Origin of the sequence: Actinocrispum sp. NPDC049592, from assembly GCF_040675465.1 — a bacterium.
Lineage (GTDB): Bacteria > Actinomycetota > Actinomycetes > Mycobacteriales > Pseudonocardiaceae > Kibdelosporangium.
In genome coordinates, this window is the sequence record NZ_JBFAPA010000009.1 from 90,138 (window position 1) to 108,033 (window position 17,896).

The window sequence follows — 17,896 nt, forward strand, 5'->3', positions numbered from 1 at the left end:
ACCATGCTCTCACAGTCTCGCAATTACGCTACAGTGTTGCTTTAATACCCGCATGTCATCCGATATCCGTGTCGGCATCCTCGGCTACGGCATCGCCGGCCGGGTGTTCCACGCGCCGCTGGTCTCGGCCACACCCGGCATGACGGTCGCCGCGATCGTGACCCGCGCGCCCGAGCGGCAGGCGCAGGCCAAGGCCGAGAACCCCGGCGCGACCATCCTGAGCAGCGCCGACGAGCTGTTCCGGCTTCCGCTCGACCTGGTCGTCGTGGCGACGCCGAACCGGACCCACGTGTCACTGGCGCTGGCCGCGATCGACGCGGGCATCGCCGTGGTGGTCGACAAGCCGTTCGCGCCGACCGCCGACGAGGCCCGCCGGATCCGCGATGCCGCCAACGAACGCGGTGTTCGGCTCACGGTGTTCCAGAACCGCCGGTGGGACAGCGATTTCCGGACCGTCAGCAAGGTCATCGCCGAAGGCGCCCTCGGCGACGTGCACCGTTTCGAGTCACGGTACGAACGCTGGGTCCCGGAGATCTGGGACAACTGGCGCGAGTCGGGCGCCCCGGAGGAAGCCGGTGGTGTGCTGTACGACCTCGGCGCGCACCTGGTGGACCAGGCGCTGCACCTGTTCGGCCCGGTGTCCACGGTCTACGCGGAAACAGACCTGCGTCGGCCGGGTGTCGCGGTCGACGATGACGCTTTCGTCGCGTTGACGCACGCCAACGGCGTTCGCTCGCACCTCTGGATGAGCTTGACCGCGGCACAGCACGGGCCACGATTCCGCGTGCTGGGCAGCAAAGCGGCGTTCACGATCCACGGCCTGGACAGCCAGGAAGACGCGCTTGCCGCTGGGCAGCGACCCGGGGATCCCGGCTGGGGCAAGGAACCCGAGACAACCTGGGGCGCCCTTGGAGTGTTGGACGACACCCAGCCCGTCCCCACCGAACTCGGGGCCTACCAACAGTTCTACGAGTCCGTTCGGGACGGTGAGGTGCCGGTCGGCCCGGAGTCCGCCGAATACGCGTTGCACATCATCGAAGCCGCGTTCACCTCAGCCCGCACCGGAAAGGTCGTGTCACCGTGACAACGAGCCAAGAGCTTGCCGCCCAGGAGGAACAGCTCCAGTTCGACCGGTTCGACAACGAGACCGCACTCGCCCTGGGCCAGCACCTCCTTGCAGTGGCCCAACAACGCGCGCTTCCAATCGTGATCTCCGTCCGCCGCAACGGCCAACGCCTCTTCCACGCCGCACTCCCCGGCACCTCCCCCGACAACGACGCCTGGATCGACCGCAAGAGCCGCGTCGTCGACCGCTACGGCCACAGCTCGTTCTACATCGGAACGCAGCACCGCGAGGTCGGCACCACGTTCGAGGAGAACTCCAGGCTGGACCCCGACCTGTACGCCGCGCACGGCGGCGTGTTCCCGGTCATCGTCCGCAACGTCGGTCCCATTGGGACAGTCGGCGTCTCCGGTCTTCCCCAAGCCGAGGACCATGCGTTCGTCGTCGAACAGCTCACGTCGTTCCTGGCTTCCCGGCAACGCTAGTCACTCGATACCGCGGCGTTCCAGCGCCGCCAGCCGCAGCTCGAGCTGGTCGATCCGATGGCGCAGCAAGGTGACCTGTGCCTCGAGGCTGATCTCGCGCTCGGCGCGGCGCTGGATGCGGGGGGATTGAGCGGCGCGGGCGACGACGGCGTCGAGGGGGACGAGGCGCTGGGGGCCGTTGGGACCGTCGACGAGGCGGGACTCGATCTCGCCGTTGCGGTACCACGAGCGCAGCGCCGAACGCGACACCCCGGTCTCCGCCTCGGCCTGCGCGAGCGGCACCCATGGGGTCTCGTCGAGCTGCGCGAACAGTTCCAGCTCGTCCCGCCATTTGGCGAGGCGGTCGTCCCAGTCGACTGACACTGGCACCCTCCCATCGTCAAATGCACCCCTACCCTATCATTGACACTGCATTGACAGGGTTAATCACAGCCTGGACCCTGGGGTCATGTTCGAGCGATTCACCAGCGAAGCCCGTCAGGTCGTGGTCCAGGCGCAGGTCGCGGCCGGGGAACTGCGACACGACTTCATCGGCACCGAGCACCTGCTGATCGCCCTGTTCGACGCACCGGACAGCGTCGCGACACGGGCACTGCGACGGCTCGGGATGACCAAGGACTCGGTCCGCACCGACGTCGAAACGATCATCGGCCGCGGCGAGGAGGCCTCGCCCGGCCGCCACATCCCGTTCACCCAACGGGCGAAGAAGGTTCTCGAGCTGGCCCTGCGCGAGGCCCGGCGGCTCGACCGCAACCACATCGGGCCCGAGCACATCCTGCTCGCGCTCGTGCGGGAAGGTGAGGGGGTCGCGGCGCGGATCCTGGTGGAACGGGCCGGCACGCTCGCCCGCGTGCGGCAGGTCCTGATGGGGGAACTCGCCGGCGAGACCGTCGGCGCGCAAGGCGGCAAGCACAAGGCGACGTCCGCGGCGGAAGACGCCTACTCGGCGGCGGAGGCGCTGGCCGGTGCCGCGCCGGTCGGCAGCCACCACCTGCTGGAGGCGCTGGTCCGGTCCGAGGGCAGCATGGCCGCGCGCGTGCTGGCCGACCTCGGCGTCGACGCGGAGGTGCTCGCCGCCAAGCTCGACGAACTGGACCCGGAGACCACCACCGACGCCACCCCGGAGGAGGCCGCGGCCCGCAAGATGGAGCTACGTATGGGGACGGACGAGGCGCACCTGGTGTTCCGCGACGAGCAAACGCTTGAGCTGGTCCAGAAGATCATCGACCTGACCGGTGGGCCGGTCCGCGGCACCGGACCGGTCGCGGGCGCGTTCGTTCCACTGTGGACATCCACGAACGAGCTGCTGGCCAAGCTTCTGGAGTACCTGGAGAGCGAACCGGCCGCCGAGGAGTCGCCCAAGGGCTTGTCGCACATGATGCGCCGGGTGATGCGCAGCAGGCTCCGCCGCGCACCGGATGCCTAGCGCCGCATGGCATCCAGGAGGTCCAGGTAGCCGTCGGCGGCGCGCCACAACGCATCGGCCGCCGCCATCACCTTGCCGGGACCCCAACGGCTTTCGTCGTAACCGCGGGTCTGCTCCCGCAGGGATCGCAGGCTGAGGGCCATCTCTTCGTCGAGCCGTTCGCGCAGCTCGCCGGGACTCGGCGCGGGAAGCCGGATTTCGGGACCCTTCCCGTCCCGGATGGCCTCCAGCGCGGACTGGGCCACACCGTCCTCGACACTCCAGATGCGGGCGGGACGGTCCACGAAGTGGTTCCAGACCAGGGCGTCCGCCGACCGCCACACCGGGGCGATCGGGTTCTTCGCCATCCGGGTCGCGTTGGCCCAGTGCTCGGCCCCGTGCGGCGCGCTCAGCCACGGAACCTCGGGCAGGTCGACCACAAGGGCGACCCGCACCACCTCGACCTCCCGCGGTTCACCGAGAACATCGCCGAACGTCCACAGCTCCACCACCGGCAGCCCGCGGATGCTCTCCGGCAACTCCGCCCGCTCGGCACACTTCTGCGCCAAGTCCGCCAGGTAATGCACCGCCCGCGCCCATTTCACCCATGCAGCCTACGAAATCACCCATCACCGACCGTCATGCGCCCCTCGTCATGGTGATGACGGTGTCGTCCGGGGTCAGCAGGCGGCCGTCAGCGGAGCGGATCTCCACTTTCGGCACGGGTTCACCGTTCTCGCGGTCGACCAGGCGCGCTGGGCGCGGTCATCAGCTTGACGGCGCTCGTGTTCTGGGCAGTTACCGCGAAGGAGTCACCCTGACGCACTACCGGACGACCGAGATCGACGGCCTTTCGATCTTCTACCGTGAGGCGGGCGATCCCGTGCATCCGACTATTCTGTTGCTGCACGGGTTTCCAGCTTCGTCCTTTGTGTACCGCGAGCTGATCGGCCTGCTGACCGGGCGAGTTCCATGTGATCGCCCCAGACTATCCCGGGTTCGGGCACAGCTCGGCCCCGTCGCCCACCGAGTTCACCTACACGTGCGCGAGCTGTGGAACTTCCGAACCCACGAGCCCCCGACCCTCATCGTCTGGGGCCGCAACGACACCATCTTCCCCGAATCCGGAGCCCACCCCTTCACCAGAGACCTGACCGACATCGACCTCAACCTCCTGAACACCGGCCACTTCGCCCTAGAAGACCACGCCAAGAGATAGCCACCCACATCAAACGCTTCGCGCACACCATTCCCCCCGCACACCAGTTCGGAAACCAAGGAAATGTCCGCTAAGTAGTTGGAGGCCAACCAACGTCGACGAATTGTGAACCATCGGGATGAAGTCAATCGGGTAACGCCTTGACATATGTCCATGTTCGACAGTAACGGCGTTCGGCCGACCGCGGATGGGCAGGCAGATGAGCGGGCACATTCGAAGGAGAATCAATGTCCACGCCGAGTTACTCCCCGGCCGAGCCCCAGCCAATCCCCGTTCCGCCTACGGCCGTGCCCAAACCCCGGACCTGGAGCTGGCTTTCCTGCGCAATCGGCGCCGTGGCCGGTGCGGCGGTGATCGGCGGAATCTGGGGAGTCACGTCCCTGACCGGCGGCGACAACAAGGAGTCCATCAAGCCGGGGACGTTCATCCTCCGAGGCACTTTCCAGCTCACTGACGGCGTGACCTCGTCCGGGACCGGCTGCGCCGGCTATCGCGGTTACAACGACATCGCCGAAGGCGCGGGTGTGACCGTTTACAACGCGGCCGGCGCAGTCGTCGCCACCGGCGAGCTCGGCGATTCGACGTACAACGGAAGTGTGTGCACGTTCAAGCTGGTCATCGTGAACGTGCCGGATGGCGAGAAGTTCTACCAGGTGGAGGTGACTCACCGGGGAAAGATCTCCGTTCCCGAGGCGGACGCCAAGGCCGGTCTGGTCGCATTGACGTTGGGCAACAAATAGGTCTCGCTAACGCGCGCGGATGTTCTGGGCGGCGAGTTCTGCTGTTTGGGTCATTCGGCGGAGGCGGGTCGGGGGTTTCTTGGCGGTGGCGATCCATTCGAGGATCAGGCGGCGGGTGGAGGGTGGGAACTTGGCGAAGTTGGTGGCTGCGGGTGGGTTCGCGGTCAGGAGAGCGTTGAGGTCGGGTGGGATGGTGGAGTCGAGGTCCCAGGTTCCTTGGGATTTGGCGAGGTCGATGGCGGCCTGGCCGGCCGGGGTCATCAGGCCGGCGGCGGTCATGGTGGCCGCGCGGGTGCGGTTGAGGCTGCTCCAGGTGCTGCGCGGGGCCCGGGGCGTGAAACGCAGGCGGGAGCTGGACTCCGTGTGTTTGTGGTGGTGGCTGTCGATCCAGCCGAAGCACAGGGCGTGCTCGACGGCCTCGTGAAGGCGGATGCTCGGGGCGGCGCGGTGCAGGATGAGCCAGATCTCGGGCGTCGACTGGCTGTGGGTGGCCAGCCAGTCGCGCCATTCGGCGATGGTGCGGGCATGGAACGTGTTCATCCCAGGATCTCCAGGTAGTGCTTGTTGAACATGACGCCGAGCAGGTTGCCGAACGGGTCGACCACGGACGCGGTGACGAACCCGGGTCCCCGCTCGGTGACCTTCCCGTGCACGGTGGCGCCCATGGCGATCAGCCGCTCGAAAGCGCCCTCGACGTCATCGACGTGCCAGTAGGTGACGGGGCCGCCGGCTGACGGCGTTCCGGGCGCGAACCGGCGGTCGATGATGCCCAGTTCATGCTGGTAGTCGCCGATCCGGAACTCGGCGTACGCGGTGGTGCCCTCGACCTGGCGGACGAAGTACGGCTCGATGCCCAGCAGTTCGGTGTACCAGGCGACGGCGGCGGGCAGGTCGTCGGCGAAAAAGGTGACGGTGCTCAGTCCTCGCAACATCGGTGGGTCCTTCCCTCGGTCGGTGCTGGAACCCATCCTCCGGCCCAAAGTGCTCACCAACTGAGCACTTTTCCATCGAAGTGCACAGGAGAAGTGACAGTCACTTTCACTGACTAACCTGGCGAACCCACCAAGCACCAACGAAACCCCAGCGCCAGGCCATGGATAACGTTTGTCGTTCAGACACCATTGACATCACTAACCACCAGCTCTAGCGTATGCAATCGTTCGCATTCCGCGTGCCGAGGAGGTCGCGATGACCAGCCAGCCCTTACCGGCCACGTCCAAACCCCCGGTCCCGCCGCTGGTGATCGCCGCCGGGTTCACCCTGCTGGCGATCTCCTTCGTGATCAACGCGATGGACCGGCAGGTGTTCTACCCGCTGCTGCCGGAAATCCGCGCCACGTATGGGTTCTCGCTGTCCGAGGGTGGCCTGCTGGCGACCGGGTTCACGCTCGGCATGGCCCTGGCCGGGCTGCCCGCCGGTTACCTCGCCGACCGCGTCACACGCAAAACCGTGCTGCTCGTCAGCATCCTGGTCTACACGGTGGGCACGCTGCTGACGCCCGCGGCCACCGGTTTCGCGGACATGGCCGTCTACCGCCTGGTCTCCGGGATCGGCGAAGGCATGCAGGCCACCGCCCTCTACGCCGCCGTCGGCGCGTTCTTCTTCACCCGGCGCTCACTTCTGTTGGGCGCCTTCGGGTTCGCGTTCGGACTGGGTGTCTTCTTCGGACCGATCATCGGCACCAGCCTCGCCACCTCCTACGGCACCTGGCACGCACCCTTCATCGCCTTCGGCAGCGCGGGCCTGGCCATTACTATCCTCATAGGACTCCTGGTCAGCCGCAGGCTCACCGAAACGGTTGTGGGCAGCCAGACGAGCACCGCCACCTACGACCACATCCCGGCGTCGCCGTTCAACCACAACACCAAACTCCTCGCCATCGCCACCTCCGCGGGCGGCCTGACGGTGTACGGGTTCCTCGGCCTCTACCCCACCTATCTGCGCAGCGAACTGCATTTCACCGCCGGACAGACCGCGTTGGCCACCAGTCTTGTCGGCGCGGGCGCGGCGACCTCGCTGTTCTCCGGCTGGCTGGCCGACCGGTTCGACGCGCGCAAGGTGCTGCTCGTGACCTACGCCGGCCTGGCCGTCTCCGCGTGGATCGTGTTCAACGGCGGCACAACCCCGCTGTACCACTACATCACCGCGTTCATCATGGCCACGTTCGGCCTCGGCTCGTTGTTCACCAACTGCAACAGCGTGATGCAGCGATCCGTGCGCCCTGAACACATCGGCCGGGCTGCTGGCCTGTTCGTCACGACCTACTATGTGACGGCCGCGGTCTCCGGATACGTCTTCGGCGAACTGGTGGACGCCCTGGGCTGGACTCAGGCGGCGCTCTGGCAGTTCACCATCGTCCCGGTCGCCGCGCTGATCCCGTTGTACCTCATGGACTCCAGCAAGATCATAAGGGCTGTCCGATGAGGACGTTACTCACCGGCGGCGCGGTTTTCGTCAAGGACCGGCCGGACTTGCTGGGAGGTGGTGATGTCCTGGTGGACGGCACGAAGATCGCCGCGGTGGGCCGGCTCACGGACGAACCGGCGGACAAGGTCATCGACACAACGGGATGCCTGGTACTGCCCGGGCTGGTCAACACGCACCAGCACGATTGGTACATCTACGGCAAGGGCTTGGGCGGCAGCATGCTGCTGGAACAGTGGATCACCGACTGCCTGTTCCCGCTCAAGTCCAGCCTGACCGTCGACGATCTCCGGCTCGCCAGCGAGGTCTCGTCGCTGGACATGCTCCGCGGCGGCACGACGACCGCGGTCAACCACCAGGTCAACGAAACCACGGCCGCCGACGAGGACGCGATCCTGCGGCCGGCGGCCGAGACCGGGATCCGCCAGTTCTTCGGGAAAGTGATCCGCCCCAAGGACATTCTGGATGACTACTTGAGTGCGCGCGCCTGCCACGAAACCTGGGACGGCCAAGCGGGCGGACGGGTGCGGGTCGGGTTCGTTCTCGAAGCGACCGCGCACTGGGTCCACATGGGCACGAGCTCCGAGGAAATGATCGTCGGCGGCCACAAACTCGCCGTTGAGAAAGACACGTTCGTCTCGTCGCACATCGCCGGTGGGACACTGTCCCGGGACTCCGGGTACCTGAAGTTCGTGCTGGAGACCGGTCGCACGGATCCCCAGTTCCTGCACCGGATCGGCGTGCTCGACGACCGTTGGATCCTCGCGCACACCATCTACCCTCGTGACAACGACATGGATCTGATCGCCGCGGCGGGCAGCACCGTGGCGCACACACCCAGTTCGGAGGCCGCGCGAGGTGGTGGGATCACACCAGTGAAGACCATGCTGTCCAACGGGATTCGCGTGGCCATCGGCACCGACGGGCCGATGGTGGACCTCACCAACGACATGATCGAGCAGCTCAAGTGGACTCGCCTGATGCAGAACCAGGTTCACCTCGACGCCGACTCGATCCCGTTGGAACACCTCATCGCCATGGGCACAGCAGAAGGAGCTCGGGCGGTTCGCGCGGAGAACCTGTTCGGCACGCTGGAAGTCGGCAAGGCCGCGGACATCGCGGTGTTCGACCTGATGACGTTGCACGCCGGGCCGGTGCACAATCCACTGAGCACATTCGTGCACGCGGCGCGTGGCCGGGATGCCAAGCACGTCATGGTGGAGGGCGACCTGCTCATCGAGGACGGCCGGTTCACCCGCGTCGACGATCTCTACATCACCGAACTGTTGCGGCAGGCCGGGGACCGCGGCCGGGCGCTGGCGCGGCGGGCCGGTCTGGCCGAATGACGCCGGCCAGGCGGCGGTAGGAGTCGAGCATCTGACCACGGTCGAAGGTGCTCATGGTTACCAGGATCTCGTCGGCGCCAGATCGCTCGACGAGATCCTGCACCGCTTTGGCCACTTCCTCCTCGGTGCCGTAGATCTGCCCGCGCAGCGATTTCTCGAGCATGTCTCGTTCGCGGGCGGTCATGTCCGGCGAAAGGATGTCCTCTGTGGACCGAAGCGGTGGGAAGACACCGTGCAGCCGGGAGTACGCCATTGACCACGCCTCCGGTATGAGCAAGCGGTAGGCCTCTTCGGTGCTCTCCGCGACCGCGATGTTCGCTGACACCACAACGTACGGCTGCTCCGCCCGCTCCCAGTAGCGTGTCGCCGCATCCACCGCCTTCGGCCCGCCCACAACCACCGGCAGCCCCAACTCGGCCGCGATCTCGGCACCTTCGCCGGTTGCGAGAATGAACGCGGGAACGCTCAGGCCTTCGGCGGGCCAGGCGTGCACTCCCTGGTGCGCCTGTTGGTCTCCGGCGAAGTAGCCCAGCAACTCCTTGACCTGAGCGCGGAAGTCCCCGGCGTCGTCACGCCCGAGTGCTCGCCGGACACCGTTCGTAAACCCCAGCGACCGGCCGAGCCCCATGTCGATCCGGCCGGGATACAACGACTCCAGCACCCCGAACTGCTCCGCCACCACCAGCGGCCGATGGTTGGGCAGCATCACCCCGCCGGTCCCCACCCGGATCGTCGACGTCGCCGCGGCCACCCCCGCCGCCAGCACCGTCGGCGCCGACCCCGCGATCCCCGGCACACTGTGGTGCTCCGCGACCCAGAACCGCCGATACCCCAACACCTCCACCTGCCGCGCGAACCACACCGTGTCCCGCAGCACTCGCGCGTTCTCCTGCCCCGCACGAGCGTTCGACCGATCCAGAACCGACAACCACGTCACCCCAGAGTCAACGCCCGCAGGCCTCCAGGATTCCCGAGTTGACCTCAACTGCGGTTGAGGTCTCATGCTGGCGGTATGGCGTTGAGTGACGTGGAGATCGGGTACCTTGCCGGGCAGCGGCTGGGGCGGTTGGCGACGGTGCAGCCCAACGGGACGTTGCAGGCGAGCCCGGTGGGGTTCCGGTACAACGCGGACCTGGGGACCGTCGACATCCGCGGGTACAACATGGCGGCGAGCCGGAAGTACCGCAATGTCGCCGCGAATGGGCGGGCGGCGTTCGTGGTGGACGACATCGCGTCGGTGCAGCCGTGGCGGGTGAGGTGTGTGGAGATCCGCGGGACGGCGGAGGCGATCGACGACCCCGCGGGGGCGATCATCCGCATCCACCCGGACCGGGTGATCAGCTTCGGGCTCGAGACCTGACGATCACCGGTCTGGCCCTGCCGGGCGCCTCGACCTGGTCATGTCCGCGAACACCCGCCGGCCGCACCTCAAGAGCATCTCCGGCAAGACCGGCGTCCGGCCGGGGCGCGGATGGCGAAACATTGACAGTTCTGAATCGTGCAGCGATAGTGAGAGCGCTCTCATCTCACCCAGGCGCGGGGTGGTTGGGGTACCGGATGGACGGCGCGGCTGTCCGGTGACCGACGAAGGACCCGCCCTGCCCGGCGTCGGGACTTCACATGGCGACCTACCTGTGAAGGAGAGACACGTGTCCTGGAAGCGAAAGGTGCTGGCGCTCGCCGCCGCGCTGGTGAGCGGCGCCGCTGGTGTCGTCGCCGTCGCGTCGAGCGCCGAAGCGGTGCCCGCCACGATTCCCTTGCGCATCACCAACAACTCGGGCCGCAGCGACCCGGTGTTCATCTATGACCTCGGTACCGAGCTGAGCACAGGCCGGCAAGGCTGGGCCGACCGCAACGGTGGTTTCCACCCGTGGCCGCCGGGCGGCAACCCGCCCTCGCCCGCGCCGGACGCCTCGATCCCCGGCCCGGCCAACGGCCAGTCGATCACCATCCAGATCCCGAAGTTCTCCGGCCGGATCTACTTCTCCTACGGCCAGAAGATCATCTTCAAGGTGACCACCGGCGGCCTGGTGCAGCCCGCCGTGCAGAACCCCAGTGATCCCAACGTGAACATCCTGTTCAACTGGTCGGAGTACACGCTCAACGACTCCGGTATCTGGATCAACAGCACCCAGGTGGACTTCTTCTCCGCGCCGTACGCGGTCGGCGTGCAGCCGTCGAGCGGTGCCACGCTCACCACAGGGCACCTGAAGCCCGGTGGCTACAACGGGTTCTTCAACGCCCTGCGCGGCCAGCCGGGTGGCTGGGCCAACCTGATCCGGACCCGTCCGGACGGCACGATCGTCCGTGCTCTCGCCCCCGGGCACGGCATCGAGGGCGGCCTGCTGCCGGCGAACGTGCTGAGCGACTACGTGAACCGGGTGTGGGCCAAGTACTCCACGTCGACGCTCACCGTGACACCGTTCGCGAACCAGCCGAACACCAAGTACTTCGGCCGGGTCTCGGGCAACGTCATGACCTTCACCAACACGTCCGGCCAGGTCGTGACATCGTTCCAGAAACCAGACTCGGACAGCATCTTCGGCTGCTACAAGCTGCTGGACGCGCCGAACGACCTGGTCCGCGGGCCGATCTCGCGGACGTTGTGCGCCGGGTTCAACCGCTCGACCCTGCTGACGAATGCCAACCAGCCGGGCAGCGGCTGCTCTGGTTTCTACACCGATGTCGTCACCAACCACTACGCACGCAAGATTCACGCGCAGATGGTGGACGGGAAGGCTTACGGGTTCGCGTTCGACGACGTGAACAACTGTGAGTCCCTTGTCCACGACGGCAACCCGGTGCAGGCGTTCATGACGCTGGACCCGTTCAGCTAGGGACCTCACCGGCCAGTTCGACCGCGGCCCGCACCGGGTCGTGGTCGAACCGGCTGGCGAAGGCGTCGACGACGCCCCAGCCCGCGCCGCGCAAAGCCCGCCACCGGGCGAGATGCGCGGCCGGGCCGTCCGGGTGTGGCCGGGTTTCCAAGGCCACGCCCCGGATCACGATGTCCACCCGCCAGTGCCCGACGGGATAACCGGTCCGCACTTGGATGCCAAGGTTGGTCAGCTCCGCGGCGAGCTTCGCGGTCCACTCGTCGGACGGCTCAACACCGGCGGTCTCAGTCGGCGGGACGTCGGCGTGCTTGAGGTAGTCGGCCATCAAGCCGAGCGGGGTACGCGCGGAGGTGATCACGTGCACGAGCCGGCGTGCGCGGGTTGTCAACACTGCCAACAGGTTCTGGTCGTTGACGAACCGCCACGCCGACGCCTTGTCCTCGTCGCTCAGCGCCAGGCTGATCACGACCTCGTCGAACTCCGAGCCCTGCACGCCATGAACGGTCCCGACCCGCACCCCGCCGCTCGTGATCTCGTTGAGGCTCAACGAGGACAGCAGGGCCTGCTCCAAAGCGTCCGCCTGGGCGCGGAACGGCGTGATGACTCCGATCGACTTCACCCCAGCGGCGATCCGGCGACGCAGATGGGCAAGCACCGCGTCGATCTCCACCTGGTTGACGCCTTTGCTGTCCCGCGTCCCGGAGACCTGTTCGGTGTCAATGCAGTCGATGTCCGCGATCGACGGATGCGTTGTCAGCAGCTCGATCCGGCCGTCGTAGAACCGCTCCGCCGCGAACCCGATCAAGTGGGGCGCACACCGGTGATGTTCGGTCAGCCAGTGCACACCAGCCGCTGCGGTCGCCGCGTCGAACAGGCTCACCTTGGGCACGTCGAGCCGGTCCCCCAACGCTTCCGTGCCCTCAGCGGCCAAAGCCTCCCGCACCGCCTGGTCGCTGACGAACGACACATGCCGCAGCTGACGGGGATCCCCGCCGATCACGGCCCGTTTCCCACGCACCAAGGCGGGAGCGGACAGGGGTTGGTCGACGTGACTGGCTTCGTCGATGATCACGAGGTCGAACATCCCCGGCACCGCCGGCAGAATGTCCTCCACATCGGACAACGTGCCCACCCACAACGGCAAAGCCGCCAACAGGTCTCCGCTGTCGATATCGGACAGTGCCCGCCGACGAGCCGCCCGTCCCGACCGCAACGCCATAGCCAATGCAGCGACCGCACGCCGAGGTCCCGAACCGCGGCGACTCACCGCGAGCGCGCCGACATACGAAGCGACAGCAGCCTGCTGCTCCGCATCAGCGTCAGCAAGCAAATCCCGCAACGAAGCCAGATTCGTACCACCCGCGGTCGCTATCCGAACCTGAGCCGCACTCTCCCGAGCCGCCTGAACGGCAGCGATCAGATCCTCCGGCGACACGGACCGATCAGCCCCGGCCATCCGCCGCGCCCGCCATCGAGCGAACAGGCCGCCTCCGTTCACCAAGTCCCACAACCGGTCCAGGTCAACATCAGCGCCGAACGCCTTCGGTGCCACCGCTCGGTGCGCGGGAATGAGCGCCTCCTGGCGCAGCGCCGACAAAGCCCACTCCTCGTCCCGCAGCGCCGCACCGACCGCACTCTCAACCCTGGCAACGCCGGCGATCGCGGCCCGCAGAGCGCGATCCTTGGCGTCCAGGTCGCCCTTGGCCGGTGTCGCAGTCAGTCCGTCGCCAAGCTCACGAGCCATCCCTTGGCGCAACTCGGAATCACCGAACAACACCGGCGTCGGCCCACCGGCCCGCTGCAGAGCCTCGCCCAGGACATCAGCCGCATTGCGCGTCCGGCTCGCCAGCAACACCGACCAGCCCGCGGCGACAGCGTCCAAAGCTATGGCCGCCAACGTATGCGTCTTCCCACTCCCGGGCGGCCCGCCGACCACGGTGATCGGCGCGACCCGCGCCGACCGCACAGCGCCCTGCTGGTTCGGGCTCAGTGGCAGTGCCGCAACTACAGGTTCCTCGGGAACCGCGACGTCCTCAGGCCAGTACAGCGACGCAAGTGCGGTGTCCTCAATGCCTTTCACCTGCGACCACGCCAGCAACACCGCCCCGCGTTCAGTGCTGACAACGGGTTCCCCCGCATGTAGCCCGGTTCCGAGCACCACAGTCAAGGAATCGCCACGGATCAGCTGTTGCGGATCGTTGTCCGGCCCGGCAATCGACACATCGCCGACCCCGGCCGCGGTCAGAACGGCTTTGACCCATTCCTCCCGATCTGCCGTGCGCAGTCCGTTCTCCAGGTCCGCCGCCGCCGACCAGTCCGTCAGCAAGGGGAACATCGCCAGGTCACCGGCGATGTGGAAGGCGTACCGGTGTGAACCAGCGGGGTGCAGCCGGACCGGACGCGAGACCAGCGGAATGCACAACCGCCGCCGCTGCCCCTCGATCGTCGCGGGCCCGCACAGGAACGCCCAGCCCAACCGGAGCAAACGGTCTTCCTGGTGCAACGCGTCGAAACCGGCCAACCGCCGCACCGCGGCCCGCTGACTCGCGTGCGGCGACCACGGCACGGGTGTCCAGTGCGGCGCGGTCTGTTCCTGGGTCAGTGTGGCCCACCCCGCGGGCTGGTCGCCGAGCCAGGCCAGCCCGGCGGTCTTGCTCAGGTCGAGCTGGACCCGGTTCTGCTGCTCGGCGCCGTTGAGCCGGGCCAGGGTGCGCAGGACGGCGGGCACTGTCACACGTCGATCCTGCCATCGGGTTAGTGTCGGGGTATGGACGAGATCCGGTTGGGACAGTCGGGACTGCAGATTTCACGGATTGTCTTGGGGTGCATGAGCTTCGGTGACGCGTCCGCGGGACGCGCGTGGGCGCTGGGCATTGACGAGTCGCGGCCGCTGGTCAAACAGGCGGTCGAGGCCGGGATCACGACCTACGACACGGCCAACGTGTACTCGCAGGGCACGAGCGAGGAGATCACCGGCCAGCTGCTGCGGGAGTTCACCAAACGCGAAGAGGTGATCATCGCGACCAAGGTGAACGGCCGGATGGGTCCCGGTCCCAAGGGCGCCGGGCTGTCGCGCGCCGCGATCTTCAGCCAGATCGACGCCAGCCTGCAGCGGCTGGGCACGGACTACGTCGACCTGTACCAGATCCACCGGTTCGACCCGAACGTCCCGGTCGAGGAGACCATGGAGGCGCTGCACGACCTGGTGCGCTCCGGCAAGGTCCGCTACATAGGCGCGTCCTCGATGTGGACCTGGCAGTTCGCGCAGATGCAGCACGCCGCCGACCTCAACGGCTGGACCCGGTTCGTGTCCATGCAGGACCAGTACAACCTGCTCATGCGCGAGGAGGAGCGGGAGATGCTGCCGTACTGCCTGGACCAGGGCGTCGGCGTGATCCCGTGGAGCCCGCTGGCACGCGGCAAGCTGACCCGCGACTGGGACGCGACCACGCTGCGCAGCGAGAACGACCAGTACGGCGCCCGGCTGTACAAGCAGACCGAGGAGTCCGACCGCCAGATCGTGGCGGCGGTGGCCGCTATCGCCGAGGAACGCGGGGTGCCGCGGGCGCAGGTCGCGCTCGCCTGGGTGTTGCACCAGCCTGCCGTCACCGCGCCGATCGTGGGCGTCACCAAGCCCGGCCACGTGTCCGACGCCGTCGCCGCCGCCGAACTCGAGCTGTCCGGCGAGGAGCTGGAGCGGCTCGGCGCACACTACGTCCCGCATCTTCCGGAAGGTTTCTGATTCCGGCCCAAAACTGGCCGCAATTGCTCCTAGAGTGGGTCCCATCAGCGAGAACGAAGGGAAGGCCACAGCCATGGAGATGAAGCTCGAGCTCGTGTTCCTGCCGGTGTCCGACGTCGACCGGTCGATCGACTTCTACGTCAACAAGATCGGCTTCAACCTCGACTACGACCACAAGGTGAACGACACGCTCCGGTTCGTGCAGCTGACCCCGCCGGGCTCGGCATGCTCCATCTCCATCGGCACCGGGCTGATGGACCCGGACACTCCGCTGGTCAAGGGCCTGCAGGTGGTCGTCAAGGACGCCCGCGCCGCGCACGCGGAACTGTCCGGGCGCGGCGTGGACGTCACCGACGTCGACGTTCAGCCGTGGGGCACGTTCGTCCGGTTCACCGACCCGGACGGCAACGGCTGGGCCCTGCAGGAGATCACGAACCGATAGCCGCCGGCAGCCACGCGGCGGACGTCCCCAGACCGGTGGGCAACATCGCGGCGGCCGGGTACCGGTTGCGCCGGAGCTCGGCTTCGGTGTACCTGGCGCTGTGGCGGTGCCACTCCAGCGCCCCGGACATCCAGTTCTGGAAGTTCGTGGCGTAGCGGGTGAGCGCCGCACGGGCCTCCTCGTCGAGGCCGAACTCGTCGAACATCAGCTGCAGGTCGTTGGCGAGGATGTGCTCGTACTGCCGCATGCGTGCGGCCATCAGGTCGTTGACGATGTCGCGGGCCTGCCAGCGGTCGACGTTCAGGAACTTCTCCGTGACCAGGACGATGTTGTTCGGCTCGCCCTCGAACTCGATCTCTTTCTGGTACGAGAACACGTCGTTGGTGAAGCAGGCGTAGTCCTGCGCGGCCGTCTCCAGTTCGCGCATCACCCGGTTGTGGTGGATCTCCGCCGGAACGACGTCCCAGTTGGACAACCGGGCCAGGCCGACGAACAGGTCCGAGCCGAACGTCTTGCGGCGCATCTCGACGTAGTCGATCGGGTCCGGGATGCGGTTCGCGGCGATGTTGCCCAGTTCCCACAGCCAGCTGTCGATCATGTCGGTGACCGTTCGGCGGAAGCCCTCACGCGCCGGCTCGGTCAGTGTGCTCACGGTGCGTGGCCACAGGTCGGCCAGGCCTCGTTCGATCGGGCCCACCGGTTCCGGCGTCGGGCCGAGATCGAGGGGCATGAACAGCCGCAGGCGGTCGTTGGCGAGTTTGGCGGTGGCGAGGTTCTTGCCGTACACGATCGGGTAGTAGTCGTCGGCGTAGATCCCCCAAGCGAGCCACGCCGACGACAGCTTGAGTTGCTCCAAGTCGACATCCGGGTAGAGCACGGCGGCACAGTGCGCCATGTCGGCGGCGTGCAGTCGCTGTTCGTCCCAGTGTCCACCGTCATACAGGCCGATCTGCCGGGCCCACTCGATCAGGTACTCCCGGGCCTCTGCGAGATGTGGGTTCGTGTGGACCGGATACGGCATGTAGAAGTCCGGCAACGGCAGATGACCCACAGGGGTGAAAGGTGTGTGCGAGTAGGACCGCGCTCGGGTCCGCAGACCGAGCCGTCCCGGCGTCAGGCTCGCCGTGCCCAGACCACTCGGACCGCCGAGCACGTCCGAGGTTCCGGAGACCACGCCCTCGTTCATGTACCGGCTGGACCGGGCGTGCCACTCGTGCCCACCCGACTGCCAGTCCTGCAACCCCTTGACGTACGAGCCGACCCGCGCCTGCTCGTCCGGCAAAGCCTTGTGTTCCAGGAGAACCGCGGGCACCTCGGTCAGCGCCGTGTTCTCGAACTGCTGCACGCGCGAGGTCAGCAGATCGTTGACCAACTCGGCCGCGTCCTGCGTCTCACACCCGAAGAACTTCTCGAACACCAGCACGGCGTTGGAGTTCTCGCCCTCCTCGCGGACCTCCCGCTGGTAGGAGAACAGGTCGTTGCGCAGGTGCACGGCGTCGGAGAACGTGTCCGACAGCACCACCATCGGCCGCGTGTCCGCGAAACGGTCGGGGATCTCCGCCTGTGCGGCGAACTCCACCAGGTTCGCCGACCAGGGCGCGCCACCGACCCGGCGGCGCATCTGCAGGTACTCGATCGGGTTGGCGATCCGGCCGATATCGATGTTGATCAGTTCCCACATCGACTCGACCATCAGGTTGTGCGTGCTGGTGATGAACCGCCGCCGCCAGCCCTCGGACATCGACGGAACCGTGCGGGCCCACAGGTCCTTGAGCCCCTCCTCGGCCGGGTTCGTCGGCTCGGGCGGGTCGTCGCTCATGAACAGTTCGAGGTGGTCGAGATACCCCTTCGCGCCGGTGCGGTCGCGCGAATGCTTGAACTCCTCCAGGAAGTGGTCGTCGAAGAAGAAGACCCAGACATACCAGTCGGTGATCAGGTCGAGCGTCGGCCCGTCGCAGTCGGGATGGGTGTACGCGCACATCAACGCGTAGTCCATCCGGGCCAGCTGGTCCTCGGTCCACACCACGCCGCCGCCGGGTTTCGGGGCGTCCAGCATCCCCATGTCCTTGGCCCAGGCCATGCTGTGCGCCCGGGTGGTCTCGAGGTTCGGGTTCAACCGGGCCGGGTAGGGCATGTAGAACTCGGGCAACGTGAATGCCTGCATGTTCCCCTCGCGCTTAGTGGTGGGCACCG

General features: G+C 67.1%; 18 protein-coding genes. 11 read left to right on the forward strand and 7 right to left on the reverse strand.

All coding sequences use genetic code 11. The features are described 5' to 3' along the window. Window positions 1-52: 52 nt before the first annotated feature. Window positions 53-1,084 carry a Gfo/Idh/MocA family oxidoreductase gene (locus AB0J95_RS23365; RefSeq protein ID WP_364761347.1) on the forward strand — a complete coding sequence of 344 codons (1,032 nt, stop codon included), beginning with the start codon at window positions 53-55 and terminating at the stop codon, window positions 1,082-1,084. After that, window positions 1,081-1,548: a heme-degrading domain-containing protein gene (locus AB0J95_RS23370; protein WP_364761350.1), complete on the forward strand. Its 468-nt coding sequence runs from the start codon at window positions 1,081-1,083 to the stop codon at window positions 1,546-1,548. Before AB0J95_RS23365 ends, AB0J95_RS23370 begins: the two co-directional genes overlap by 4 nt. On the opposite strand, the gene AB0J95_RS23375 is transcribed toward AB0J95_RS23370, so the two are convergent. After that, on the reverse strand, window positions 1,549-1,917 hold the full coding sequence (locus AB0J95_RS23375) for an excisionase (protein ID WP_364761353.1): 369 nt from the start codon (window positions 1,915-1,917) through the stop codon (window positions 1,549-1,551). Window positions 1,918-1,996: 79 nt separating this feature from the next. Here AB0J95_RS23375 and AB0J95_RS23380 point away from each other — a divergent pair, with 79 nt between their 5' ends. Beyond that, window positions 1,997-2,974 carry a Clp protease N-terminal domain-containing protein gene (locus AB0J95_RS23380; RefSeq protein ID WP_364761356.1) on the forward strand — a complete coding sequence of 326 codons (978 nt, stop codon included), beginning with the start codon at window positions 1,997-1,999 and terminating at the stop codon, window positions 2,972-2,974. On the opposite strand, the gene AB0J95_RS23385 is transcribed toward AB0J95_RS23380, so the two are convergent. Then, entirely contained in the window at window positions 2,971-3,558 is a 588-nt protein-coding gene (locus AB0J95_RS23385; RefSeq protein WP_364761359.1) for a hypothetical protein, read from the reverse strand. The two genes, AB0J95_RS23380 and AB0J95_RS23385, sit on opposite strands and share 4 nt — an antisense overlap. A 62-nt stretch (window positions 3,559-3,620) precedes the next feature. Between AB0J95_RS23385 and AB0J95_RS23390 the strand changes: the two genes are divergently transcribed. After that, window positions 3,621-4,172 carry a hypothetical protein gene (locus tag AB0J95_RS23390; protein ID WP_364761362.1) on the forward strand — a complete coding sequence of 184 codons (552 nt, stop codon included), beginning with the start codon at window positions 3,621-3,623 and terminating at the stop codon, window positions 4,170-4,172. 227 nt (window positions 4,173-4,399) lie between these two features. Then, window positions 4,400-4,912, forward strand: coding sequence for a hypothetical protein (locus tag AB0J95_RS23395; RefSeq protein WP_364761365.1), 513 nt, complete (start codon window positions 4,400-4,402; stop codon window positions 4,910-4,912). 6 nt (window positions 4,913-4,918) lie between these two features. On the opposite strand, the gene AB0J95_RS23400 is transcribed toward AB0J95_RS23395, so the two are convergent. Continuing rightward, window positions 4,919-5,452 carry a YdeI/OmpD-associated family protein gene (locus AB0J95_RS23400; RefSeq protein WP_364761368.1) on the reverse strand — a complete coding sequence of 178 codons (534 nt, stop codon included), beginning with the start codon at window positions 5,450-5,452 and terminating at the stop codon, window positions 4,919-4,921. Next, window positions 5,449-5,844, reverse strand: a complete 396-nt coding sequence (locus AB0J95_RS23405; protein ID WP_364761371.1) for a VOC family protein — start codon at window positions 5,842-5,844, stop codon at window positions 5,449-5,451. The genes AB0J95_RS23400 and AB0J95_RS23405 overlap by 4 nt, the downstream gene beginning before the upstream one ends. Window positions 5,845-6,100: 256 nt before the next feature. On the opposite strand from AB0J95_RS23405, the gene AB0J95_RS23410 reads away from it, so the two are divergent. Both AB0J95_RS23410 and AB0J95_RS23415 read left to right on the forward strand, forming a co-directional pair. Next, the gene (locus AB0J95_RS23410) at window positions 6,101-7,336 is read left to right on the forward strand and encodes an MFS transporter (protein ID WP_364761374.1); all 1,236 of its coding nucleotides are present in this window, start codon (window positions 6,101-6,103) and stop codon (window positions 7,334-7,336) included. Further along, window positions 7,333-8,682, forward strand: a complete 1,350-nt coding sequence (locus AB0J95_RS23415; protein ID WP_364761377.1) for an amidohydrolase family protein — start codon at window positions 7,333-7,335, stop codon at window positions 8,680-8,682. The genes AB0J95_RS23410 and AB0J95_RS23415 overlap by 4 nt, the downstream gene beginning before the upstream one ends. Here AB0J95_RS23415 and AB0J95_RS23420 read toward each other — a convergent pair. Beyond that, on the reverse strand, window positions 8,612-9,619 hold the full coding sequence (locus AB0J95_RS23420) for an LLM class flavin-dependent oxidoreductase (protein WP_364761380.1): 1,008 nt from the start codon (window positions 9,617-9,619) through the stop codon (window positions 8,612-8,614). The two genes, AB0J95_RS23415 and AB0J95_RS23420, sit on opposite strands and share 71 nt — an antisense overlap. 75 nt (window positions 9,620-9,694) lie before the next feature. Between AB0J95_RS23420 and AB0J95_RS23425 the strand changes: the two genes are divergently transcribed. Together AB0J95_RS23425 and AB0J95_RS23430 are read left to right on the forward strand one after the other, a co-directional pair. Continuing rightward, the gene (locus AB0J95_RS23425) at window positions 9,695-10,042 is read left to right on the forward strand and encodes a PPOX class F420-dependent oxidoreductase (protein ID WP_364761383.1); all 348 of its coding nucleotides are present in this window, start codon (window positions 9,695-9,697) and stop codon (window positions 10,040-10,042) included. A gap of 289 nt (window positions 10,043-10,331) precedes the next feature. Further along, window positions 10,332-11,519, forward strand: coding sequence for a glycoside hydrolase family 64 protein (locus AB0J95_RS23430; protein WP_364761386.1), 1,188 nt, complete (start codon window positions 10,332-10,334; stop codon window positions 11,517-11,519). Here the strand turns inward: AB0J95_RS23430 and AB0J95_RS23435 are convergent. Further along, on the reverse strand, window positions 11,512-14,253 hold the full coding sequence (locus AB0J95_RS23435) for an AAA domain-containing protein (protein ID WP_364761388.1): 2,742 nt from the start codon (window positions 14,251-14,253) through the stop codon (window positions 11,512-11,514). The genes AB0J95_RS23430 and AB0J95_RS23435 overlap by 8 nt on opposite strands. Window positions 14,254-14,346: 93 nt before the next feature. Here AB0J95_RS23435 and AB0J95_RS23440 point away from each other — a divergent pair, with 93 nt between their 5' ends. Together AB0J95_RS23440 and AB0J95_RS23445 are read left to right on the forward strand one after the other, a co-directional pair. Then, window positions 14,347-15,261, forward strand: coding sequence for an aldo/keto reductase (locus tag AB0J95_RS23440; protein ID WP_364761391.1), 915 nt, complete (start codon window positions 14,347-14,349; stop codon window positions 15,259-15,261). 79 nt (window positions 15,262-15,340) lie between these two features. Next, window positions 15,341-15,703 carry a VOC family protein gene (locus tag AB0J95_RS23445; protein WP_364761394.1) on the forward strand — a complete coding sequence of 121 codons (363 nt, stop codon included), beginning with the start codon at window positions 15,341-15,343 and terminating at the stop codon, window positions 15,701-15,703. On the opposite strand, the gene AB0J95_RS23450 is transcribed toward AB0J95_RS23445, so the two are convergent. Further along, window positions 15,690-17,867 (reverse strand): germacradienol/geosmin synthase, encoded by a 2,178-nt coding sequence (locus AB0J95_RS23450; protein ID WP_364762140.1) that lies wholly within the window; start codon window positions 17,865-17,867, stop codon window positions 15,690-15,692. The genes AB0J95_RS23445 and AB0J95_RS23450 overlap by 14 nt on opposite strands. Window positions 17,868-17,896 lie beyond the last annotated feature (29 nt).

Coding starts and splice junctions, on each gene's coding strand:
- AB0J95_RS23395 (WP_364761365.1), top strand. CDS start 4,400: ATGTCCACGCCGAGTTACTCCCCGGCCGAGCCCCAGCCAATCCCCGTT.
- AB0J95_RS23410 (WP_364761374.1), top strand. CDS start 6,101: ATGACCAGCCAGCCCTTACCGGCCACGTCCAAACCCCCGGTCCCGCCG.
- AB0J95_RS23445 (WP_364761394.1), top strand. CDS start 15,341: ATGAAGCTCGAGCTCGTGTTCCTGCCGGTGTCCGACGTCGACCGGTCG.
- AB0J95_RS23365 (WP_364761347.1), top strand. CDS start 53: ATGTCATCCGATATCCGTGTCGGCATCCTCGGCTACGGCATCGCCGGC.
- AB0J95_RS23425 (WP_364761383.1), top strand. CDS start 9,695: ATGGCGTTGAGTGACGTGGAGATCGGGTACCTTGCCGGGCAGCGGCTG.
- AB0J95_RS23440 (WP_364761391.1), top strand. CDS start 14,347: ATGAGCTTCGGTGACGCGTCCGCGGGACGCGCGTGGGCGCTGGGCATT.
- AB0J95_RS23400 (WP_364761368.1), bottom strand. CDS start 5,452: ATGAACACGTTCCATGCCCGCACCATCGCCGAATGGCGCGACTGGCTG.
- AB0J95_RS23415 (WP_364761377.1), top strand. CDS start 7,333: ATGAGGACGTTACTCACCGGCGGCGCGGTTTTCGTCAAGGACCGGCCG.
- AB0J95_RS23405 (WP_364761371.1), bottom strand. CDS start 5,844: ATGTTGCGAGGACTGAGCACCGTCACCTTTTTCGCCGACGACCTGCCC.
- AB0J95_RS23380 (WP_364761356.1), top strand. CDS start 1,997: ATGTTCGAGCGATTCACCAGCGAAGCCCGTCAGGTCGTGGTCCAGGCG.
- AB0J95_RS23450 (WP_364762140.1), bottom strand. CDS start 17,867: ATGCAGGCATTCACGTTGCCCGAGTTCTACATGCCCTACCCGGCCCGG.